Here is a 9,788-nt window from a genome sequence, read left to right as displayed (position 1 = left end):
ATTTCTGAGAAATCTTTAGGTTGCCCATCTACTCTGTCTGGAATATGTTTAAATCCAGGGTATCCAGTGGAACCTGTAGTATATACTCTATCTGCATAGGATTCTTTTGGTGGTACTATACAGTTAGTTGTAAATAGTATTGCTCCATTGAACTTTTCAAATTCTTCTTTTTGTTTCCACCAAGCATTACCATAGTTTCCAACAAAATGGTCGTATTTTTTGAATGCTGGATAATAGTTTGCTGGTAACATTTCACTATGGGTATATACATCTACTCCTGTTCCTTCTGTTTGTTTCAATAGCTCTTCAAAATCCTTTAAATCATGTCCTGAGACAAGAATTGCAGGGTTATTTCTTACTCCTATATTTACTTCCGTTATTTCTGGGTTTCCATAGGTTGAAGTATTGGCTTCATCTAATAATGCCATTACTTTAACTCCGTATTCTCCTGTTTTTAAAGTTAAAGCTACTAAATCATCTACAGTTAAACTATCATCCATTGTAGCTGCTAAAGTTTTTCTCATGAATTTAGCAATCTCTGGGTCATTATATCCTAGGTTATCTGCATGTTCTGCATAGGCAGCCATACCTTTTAATCCGTAAGTAATAAGCTCTCTTAATGAACGAATATCTTCATCTTTTGTGGCTAATACTCCTACCCTATCTTTATCGTTATTTGCTTTATACACTATATCATCATCAGAGTTAACTGAAAAAGTAGCAGCATCTTTCAAATCGTCTAAGTTTACTCCTTTTTCCCTTAAGTTTGCTTTTAGCTCATCCCTTATCTTAAGACCTTCTTTGATCTTTCCTAAAAATCTTTCTTTATCAAAGTTTGCATTTGTAATTGTCATAAATAGACCATCCATGATAAATCTATCTAGACCTTCTACTTCATATCCTATTTCATCTGCTTTAACTCCTAATTCTGAAATACCTTTTAAAGTATAAATCATCAAGTCTTGTAAATTGGCTAAATCTGCTGTTTTACCACAGACCCCTACTTTTGTACAGCCCTTTCCTCCAACCGTTTCTTGACATTGATAACAAAACATAGACATATTATTAACCCCCTTGTTTATTGTTGATAAATCTATTTTAATATACAATCCCTACCATTTCGGTAACCTATGTTACAAAACGAAAAATAATTGATAATATTTATCATTGTCATTACTTTCAATTTATAATTCAAAACTACCGTAAGCCTAATATTCTTTCCCTGCTGCCATAACATTATCTGGGTCAAAGGCATGACATGGAGTTACACCATAGACCATGTGACAATTTGGGCATTTGCCTTCATGGCATTCCATTTCAAATTCCTCTCCACATTCCGTACATTTTATAGTAAGGGGCATTACCATAGGTTGATTTGCAAATCCCATCATCCTTATTTTATCCACCACTTGTTTGCCGTTTTCAAAACTTCCTGAACATCCTTCATGCATTTTAATCATCCTTTCGTTGTTTTTAACAGTCTCGCGTACTTGTATAGATACCAGCTCCTACGGGAGACCACAAGTCTCCCCTACCACTTTTAATTGTGCATTGTCAACTGTTCATTATTAATTGACAAACCATTTCTCAGATCATTTCTCATATTTTGCATTATGTGATCCATCTTTTCTAATTCTGCTAATACTTCCTTTTCTTCTTCACTGGTCTCAATGACCTTATCTATTCCACCATTTTTTATTACAATTCTTTTGTCTGCCATAAGAGCTAAAATAGGGTCATGAGTTGCCATTAGGACAATCTTGTCACTACTTACCAATAGATTTAATGCCTTCTTCCTATCAATTCCCGCATTCTCAATTTCATCTATTAAAACTATAGGTGAAGAACTTAAAATTGCAGTATCGGCTATCATCAGGGCTCTAGATTGTCCACCGCTAAGACTAGTTATGGGCGTAGTTAATTTAAATTCTTCACCTGCTAGATTATTAGCCGCTTCTATTATCTCTTTTACTACTATATCTACATCTTCTACCATTCTACTTTCAGCATGGAGTTCTAAAAATTCTTCTACAGTTAAATCCATTACAAAATTCATATTTTGAGATAATTGAGCTACTAGTTTGTTATTAGATGAAAATCTCCATTTCATATCTGGAACTTCATTATTTATAAGGATTTTCCTTCCCGTAGGCGTATCTTCTTGTGCAGTCCACTCTATATCAGCTAAAAGTCTACTTTTACCAGAGCCTGTAGGCCCTACTATGGACACTATCTCCGATTTATAAATTATCAATTTTTCAAATCCTTCCTTGTTCCCATTTTTATCAGTACCAGCTATTATAGTTAAGGACTCTATTTCATCTTCGTCTTTCATACCTAAAAATTCCACCATTTGTATAATATACGAAGATAAATCTTCTATTAATTTTCTAATATCAATAGCCCATTCTTCTTTTTCCTCTTCAGTAAAATGATTTAGATATTCTTCAAAGGTTTTATCTTCATATCCTTCTATATCTAATCTATTTTCCTCAAAATAATTTATAATAAAGGGGTATTTTTGTTGTAATTCTTTTATTGTCATAGTATCTAATATATTATTCATCTTCATCACCTAGTTTTATCTTTCTTACATTCCCCATTTGATAGTCTTCTCCTATTCTAGTTTCTCCTAAACAATAAGAACATAAAGCAGAAGGCATAGGAAACCTAAGTTGTTTTCCTTGAACTGTTTCTATATTTTCATCTTCTCCATATAGTAAGGTACTAAGTTCAAAGGCTCCTTGACCAGTTAATCCGTTTATATGCATAGTCATAGCCCTTGGGTTTACAGAATTTACTCTAGAGGAGAAGACTTCCCTTTCCGCTTGGGACACTATATCTCCCTTAGTAATAACTACAATATCTGCCGATTTAAGCATAGGTCCAATTTTTTTAGGTGTATTTATGCCGGATAGATTATCTATTACACAGATGGATCTTATATCTTTAATATAAGGTGAACATCTATTACATAATCCTGCAGATTCAGTAATTAAAAGATCTAAATTTTCCTTTATTCCCCACTGTATCACCTCTTCAATATTGGATACGAAGAAATGATCTGGACAGAGAGAACCAGATAAACCTTTTTTTACAGGAACACCTGCTTTTTCATATAAAATATCATCATCTGTATAGAGACAATCAAATTTAACTACTCCTACAGTAATATCCCTTTGTTTCAATGCTTCTATTACTTTTAATATAATAGAGGTCTTCCCTGATGAAGGAGGACCTGAAACCGTAACTAAATTCATATATATTCCTCCTAAATTGATTCATTAAATATTCTTTCACATTCTTTGATTAATTTCCCAATATCATTTTCCTTTATATAATCCCAACCGAGCCACATGTATTTTTGATCCTTTGGTATCTGATTGTCTACTTCTAGATTAGTGCTAGGAAATCTTCCATTGTGAGATAGAATTTCTCCTACTTCCTTGGAAGCAAATAGATTTACAAAGGGTTTCAATTTATCTTTTTTAGATCTTTTTGATAATAAAAATATAGGGCTTATAATAGCACCATCCTTTGGCCAAATTGCCTTCATAGGTCCATCTTTTTTAGTCATCTTAGTAAAGAAATAAGGCATTATGGTAATTGCTGGTCTTACTATTTTCATATGGGATTTTACCATTTCTGAAGGATGCATCCCTTTAGACAAGGATTTCCCTAATTTTTTTATTCCATCTTCTCCATATCTTTTATATATATTTAATAAAATAGCATTAAATAAATCAAAATCCCCAATTGGCAAACTTACTCTATTCTCAAATTCAGGTTTTAATATATCTTCCCAACTCCTAGGAGCCTTTTGATCTTTTAATTCTTCCATATTTACTAGAAATACTGCAGGAACTACCCCTATTATAGAGTATTCTCTATCTGGATCTTGTAAATTTATATCTTCATTTTGGAAATCTTCATTTAATTGTTCAAATCCTGTTATATCTTCAAAGGTTCCTTTAGATTTGAATTTCCCCATTAATCTGTTTTCAAAGAATAGATCGAATCCTGCAGATATGAATAAATCTGATAATTCTTTTTCTGTTTCTGCTTTTTCTATTTCTTCTTTCAACCAATCTACTCCTGCTGAAGCTGCTTTTAATTCATAATCTACAGTCATACCTAATTTACTTCCTTCCTCTTCCATCCATTCGTTAAAGGCATCCATTAAAGGTATCCTTACAGGGCAGGGAAGGACTCCATCTATTTTTACATCAGCCTCTTCTTTTTTATTTTCTAAAGTTAAAGTTTCATCTATGAAATTTCTATTCTGTTCAATTACCTCTATTAATTTTTCAGTAAATAAATCTACATTAACCCTTTTACTTTTCAATGCCATTTCTAATGAAATAGTTTTTCCCATTAATTTTCTCATCTTTTCATTGGCTAATTGAGTAAAACCATGGGTAACAAATACATCTATGGTTTCTGGATATTTTTCCGTTATATCATAAACTTTATCTTTTATATTAAAATATTTATTCACTATCAATTCCTCCTTATATAGATGCCGTTACTAATATATTTATTATAGTTTTAAATAACAAAAGAGTCGGTAACAATCGTTACCAACTCTAGTGTTTTAAGATGCTTCCGGTTCTTCAAACTGGCTATTATAAAGTTCTGCATAGAATCCATTTTTATCTAAAAGTTCTTTATGGTTACCTTGTTCTATTATATCTCCATCCCTCATCACAAGGATTAAATCTGCATCTCTTATAGTCGAAAGCCTATGGGCGATTACAAAGGAGGTTCTTCCTTTCATTAAGTTTTCCATAGCTTTTTGTATGAGTATTTCCGTCCTTGTATCTACAGAGGATGTAGCTTCATCTAATATTAATATTTTAGGGTCTGAGAGAATAGCCCTAGCAATGGTTAGTAATTGTTTTTGTCCTTGAGATATATTGTCTGCCTCTTCATTTATTACCATATTATATCCATCTGGTAAGGTTTGAATAAACCTATGAGCATAGGCTAGTTTTGCTGCTTTTATAACCTCATCATCTGTTGCTTCTAATCTTCCATACCTAATATTCTCCATTATAGTACCAGAAAAAAGCCATGTATCCTGTAAAACCATTCCAAAATTATTTCTTAAATCTTTTCTAGTAAAATCCTTTATATCCTGTCCATCAACTAATATTCTACCTTCATTTAATTCATAGAAACGCATGAGAAGTTTAACTATTGTAGTTTTTCCTGCCCCTGTAGGTCCAACTATTGCAACCTTCTGACCTGGTTCAATATTAGCAGAAAAATTCTTAATGATTATTTTATCTTCATCATATCCAAATATCACATTTTCAAATTTAACCCTTCCCTCTATGTTCTTCAATTTTACGGGAGTTTCGCTCTCTTCAATTTCTTCATCTTCTTCCAAAAATTCAAATACCCTCTCAGCTGCAGCCACAGTAGATTGTAGTACATTACTTATTTGGGCTACTTGAGCTATAGGTTGGGTAAAGCTCCTTATATATTGAATAAAGGAAAGAATATCCCCTACTTCTATAGCTCCCCTAATGGCAAGCCATCCTCCAAGAATAGATACTACAACATAACCCAGATTACCTATAAACATCATAATAGGATGCATCATCCCTGATAAGAATTGAGCCTTCCAAGCTGAATTATAAAGATCTCCATTGATCCCTCTAAATTCTTCAATTTCTGTTTCCTCTGCATTAAAGGCCTTCATTATATTATGCCCACCGTATACTTCCTCTATATGACCATTTACCCGTCCTAATGATTCTTGCTGAACTTTAAAGTATTTTTGGGATCTTTTAACTATACTTAAAACTAAGAACATTGAAATAGGTAATATTAAAAGGGCTGCAATAGTCATTCTGATACTTATAGATATCATCATAATAAGTACCCCTATTAAAGTGGTAGCGGAGGTAATAATCTGACTCATACTTTGGTTTAATGTTTGACTTACCGTATCCACATCATTAGTAACCCTAGATAATACATCACCGTGAGTATTTGTGTCAAAATATTTAAGGGGCAGCCTATTTATTTTCTTGGATATTTCCTTTCTTAAATTATAGGATATCCTTTGGGCTACTCCAGTAACTATGAATCCCTGAATATAGGAAAATAAAGCACTGGTTAAATAAAGTCCTATAAGGATTAAAATAATATTTCCTATATATTGAAAATCTATACCAGAGCCGGGAATGCCAGATACCTTACCTAAAAGACCTTCAAATATCTTGGTAGTCCCTTTACCAAGTATTTTAGGACCTACTATTGAAAAGGCTGCACTTCCTATTGCAAAGACTATTACTATAATAAGTTTTATTCTATAGGGTCTTAAATAATTGAGAAGTTTCCTAAAAGTTTCTCTGAAATTTTTAGGTTTATCAAACCTTCCCATCCCTCTCATAGGACCCTTAGGTCTTCTTCTATGATCTTCAATCTTTCTTTCACTCATATTGCAAGTTCCTCCTCCGATAGTTGTGATAGGGCAATTTGTCTATAAACATCAGAATTCTCTAGAAGTTCCTTATGGGTACCCATGCCTACTATCCTTCCTCTATCTAAAACGATAATCTTCTCAGCATTCTTTATAGTATTAATCCTTTGAGCTACTATAAGCACCGTCCTACCCTCTATTTCTTTATTCATAGCCCTTCTTAAAGCTGCATCAGTTTTAAAATCCAAAGCTGAAAAACTGTCATCAAATATAAATACCTCTGGTTTTTTAACCAATGCCCTAGCAATAGAAAGCCTTTGTCTCTGTCCTCCCGAAACATTAGTACCTCCTTGGGATATTTCAGATAAAATTCCTTTCTCTTTCTCTTCTACAAACCCCTTTGCTTGAGCTATTTCTATAGCCTTTATTATATCTTCATCCTTAGCATCAAAATTCTTTCCATACCTTAGATTGCTTTCAATATTTCCTGAAAATAATACACTCTTTTGAGGCACATATCCAATTTTCTCTCTTAAATCGTGAAGTTTTATATCCCTTATATCTATTCCATCAAGGGTAATTTGTCCTTCCGTAACATCATAAAATCTAGGTATTAAATTAATAAGAGTGGATTTTCCACTTCCTGTACTTCCTATGAAAGCAGTGGTTTCTCCTGGCCTTGCAGTAAATGATATGTCTTCAAGAACATATTCTTCTGCTCCAGGATATTTAAAGCTAACATTTTTAAATTCTAATAATCCTTTTCCACTCTTCTTATATTCCTTAGCTGTTTCTGTATCCTTAATTGTCACACCTGCATCTAAAACTTCCACTATCCTTTGGGCTGATACAGAAGCTCTAGGAAGTATTATGGAAATCATTGAAATAATGAGAAAGGACATAATTATCTGCATAGCGTATTGCATAAAGGCCATCATATCCCCAACCTGGATAAAGCCTTTGTCTATTTCATGAGCTCCTATCCAAACTATGAGTAATGTAATACCATTCATAATCAACATCATAGTGGGCATCATTGTAACCATTAACCTAGATACAAATAGATTAGTTTTAGTTAAATCCCTATTGGCTTTATCAAATTTTTTCTCTTCAAATTTTTGAGTATTAAAGGCCCTTATAACCATCATTCCATTAAGGGCCTCTCTCATTACAAGATTAACTTTATCAACAAGTCTTTGTACCCTCTTAAACCTAGGTGTAGCTATAGAAAATAGTACTATAACGAGAGTTAGTATTGCCATCACACCTACACCGACTATCCATGCCATAGAAACATTGGTGTCTAAAGCCCTTATAACTCCACCTACTCCTAAAATAGGAGCATAAAACACCATTCTTAAAAGCATAACTATAAACATCTGTATTTGTTGTATATCATTTGTACTTCTTGTAATTAAAGAAGCTGTGGAGAATTTGTCAAATTCTGCATTTGAAAATGAAGTAACCTTTATAAATACTTTATCTCTCAAATTTCTCCCAAAGGAAGCTGAAACTCTGGCAGATAAAAATCCTACAAGTATAGACGCTGCCATACTCAGCAGTGCAATAAGCAGCATTATTCCTCCTGTATATAAAATATAGTTGGATTGAGTTTTGCCAATATTAACACCAATAGATTCATATTGGAGTTTTATATAATTTATAGCAGATTGTTCTATCATACTATCTGGTATATTTTTAAATTCCTCATCAATTTTGTTTTTTACTAAATCAATTTGGTCTTTAGATAAATTATTAAAGGCTATAAAAGGGTCTGTTCCTTCTGGAAGATTTGGTATGATTCCTTGGGATGCACCTTTTTCTATATTTAATACAATAAACATAAATTTACCTAAAAAAGAATCTATATATTCAATATCTTCTTTAGAAGAAGTATTTAAAATATATAGATTTTCTTCTTCTAAAGCTGGATATTCATTGAAATACTTATTATATTCTTCATCTGTTAAATTTTCCTTACCTATTAATTTATAGCTCTCATCTATAAAATTCTTTTGATTTTCGTCTAAAAATATTTTTATTTTAGCCATACCCTCTTCTTTTATCACTTTAGGAACTGCATTTTCAATTCCACTCTGTTGTATGCCTACATTAACTATATTGGACATATAATCAGGTAGGGCTAGTTCTGTCATTGCTTGAAGAAAGAGTAACCCTATTATGATAAATATTAGTATGGTAAATGGCTTGAGTTCTTTTAATATCTTTAACATTTTTTCCTCCTATATTAATTTTCATTATTTGCATTAATAAGGTTATCTCTCATTTGCATAGATAATCTTCTAAGTATTATCTTTTCAATATCACCGCTACAGTAAATGAGATTGCTCTAACTATTCTATCAAATTATATTAAACTGCTTATCCATCCAATAATACTACCCCCTATAATCAGCCAAAATGAACTGATTTTATATTTCATTATGGCAAATAAAGAAATAGCAAATATGAATATGCTTAACCCATCTATTAATGATGCAGTACCTAATTTAAATGTTACGACTGCCATTAATGATAAAGAGGCTATATTTATCCCATCTAGCATAGACGAAATCCAAATAGATTTTCTCAATCTAGGTATAATAGGGTTTATTATTATGACCAGCAAAAAGGAAGGTATAAATATTCCTATAGTAGCTAATACTGCACCTAAAGTATTCCCTAGTAAATATCCAATAAAGGTAGCTGTAGTAAAGACAGGTCCTGGTGTAAACTGACCTACTGCTACAGCATCTATTAGCTGCTGATTAGTAAGAAGTCCTAATTTTTTTATGAACTCCGACTCTAAGAAAGCCAACAACACATAACCACTTCCATAAAGAACTGCTCCTATTTTTAAAAAAGTTAAGAAAATTAAAGAAAGTGGCATAATAGAAAAACTAAAAAATTTATTATATATATTCTCTCTATTTAATATAACCATAATAACTAAGCCAGACATTAATAATAGTGGTATCTCTCTAATCCCAAGAAGAGATAAACCAGTTATAATTAATCCAAATACTAGATATAGTTTGTTTTTTATAACGGATTTCCCTAATCTAAGTAAAGCTTGTAGTATTATAGCTATAATTACAGGTTTCATTCCATAAAACAAGGACTCCACTTGAGGTATACTCCCATATTTTACATAAGCTATCGCAAATAATAAGGTAATTCCCATGGCAGGTATAATGAAGGATATACCGGCTAAAAATAAACCTAGTATTCCTCCCCTATGATGTCCTATGAAAATAGCAATTTCTGTTGAGTTAGGACCAGGGATTAAATTAGTAGCTCCAATTAAATCCATAAATTTATCATGGTTAATCCATTTCCTTTTATTTATTATTTCT

The 9,788-nt window shown here is 32.2% G+C and carries 8 protein-coding genes; all 8 read right to left on the bottom strand.

Annotated features, from left to right (window positions below):
- The coding region (gene hcp, locus C3E89_RS03440) for a hydroxylamine reductase (RefSeq protein ID WP_236911093.1) at nt 1-1,061 on the bottom strand (1,061 nt) is incomplete at its 3' end.
- 147 nt (nt 1,062-1,208) lie between these two features.
- Nucleotides 1,209-1,451: a hypothetical protein gene (locus C3E89_RS03435; RefSeq protein ID WP_236911092.1), complete on the bottom strand. Its 243-nt coding sequence runs from the start codon at nt 1,449-1,451 to the stop codon at nt 1,209-1,211.
- 89 nt (nt 1,452-1,540) lie between these two features.
- Nucleotides 1,541-2,566, bottom strand: coding sequence for an ATP-binding cassette domain-containing protein (locus tag C3E89_RS03430; RefSeq protein ID WP_236911091.1), 1,026 nt, complete (start codon nt 2,564-2,566; stop codon nt 1,541-1,543).
- Nucleotides 2,559-3,260: a GTP-binding protein gene (locus tag C3E89_RS03425; RefSeq protein WP_236911090.1), complete on the bottom strand. Its 702-nt coding sequence runs from the start codon at nt 3,258-3,260 to the stop codon at nt 2,559-2,561. The genes C3E89_RS03430 and C3E89_RS03425 overlap by 8 nt, the downstream gene beginning before the upstream one ends.
- An 11-nt stretch (nt 3,261-3,271) precedes the next feature.
- On the bottom strand, nt 3,272-4,498 hold the full coding sequence (locus C3E89_RS03420; RefSeq protein ID WP_336512930.1) for an ABC transporter substrate-binding protein: 1,227 nt from the start codon (nt 4,496-4,498) through the stop codon (nt 3,272-3,274).
- A gap of 96 nt (nt 4,499-4,594) precedes the next feature.
- Nucleotides 4,595-6,451 (bottom strand): ABC transporter ATP-binding protein, encoded by a 1,857-nt coding sequence (locus tag C3E89_RS03415; protein WP_236911089.1) that lies wholly within the window; start codon nt 6,449-6,451, stop codon nt 4,595-4,597.
- A complete protein-coding gene (locus tag C3E89_RS03410; RefSeq protein WP_236911088.1) occupies nt 6,448-8,667 on the bottom strand; it encodes an ABC transporter ATP-binding protein in 2,220 nt (739 codons plus the stop codon). Before C3E89_RS03410 ends, C3E89_RS03415 begins: the two co-directional genes overlap by 4 nt.
- Before the next feature lie 133 nt (nt 8,668-8,800).
- A partial coding sequence (chrA, locus tag C3E89_RS03405; protein ID WP_236911087.1) for a chromate efflux transporter occupies nt 8,801-9,788 on the bottom strand: 988 nt, incomplete at its 5' end.

Origin of the sequence: Clostridium sp. Cult1, from assembly GCF_021655095.1 — a bacterium.
Lineage (GTDB): Bacteria > Bacillota > Clostridia > Tissierellales > Tepidimicrobiaceae > Schnuerera.
Note: the sequence above shows the minus strand (reverse complement) of the source record. Positions and strands in the feature narration are given on the sequence as shown.

Excerpts from the sequence above, each read along its gene's own strand:
- C3E89_RS03435 (WP_236911092.1), bottom strand. The coding sequence starts at position 1,451 with ATGCATGAAGGATGTTCAGGAAGTTTTGAAAACGGCAAACAAGTGGTG.
- C3E89_RS03430 (WP_236911091.1), bottom strand. The coding sequence starts at position 2,566 with ATGAATAATATATTAGATACTATGACAATAAAAGAATTACAACAAAAA.
- C3E89_RS03425 (WP_236911090.1), bottom strand. The coding sequence starts at position 3,260 with ATGAATTTAGTTACGGTTTCAGGTCCTCCTTCATCAGGGAAGACCTCT.
- C3E89_RS03415 (WP_236911089.1), bottom strand. The coding sequence starts at position 6,451 with ATGAGTGAAAGAAAGATTGAAGATCATAGAAGAAGACCTAAGGGTCCT.
- C3E89_RS03410 (WP_236911088.1), bottom strand. The coding sequence starts at position 8,667 with ATGTTAAAGATATTAAAAGAACTCAAGCCATTTACCATACTAATATTT.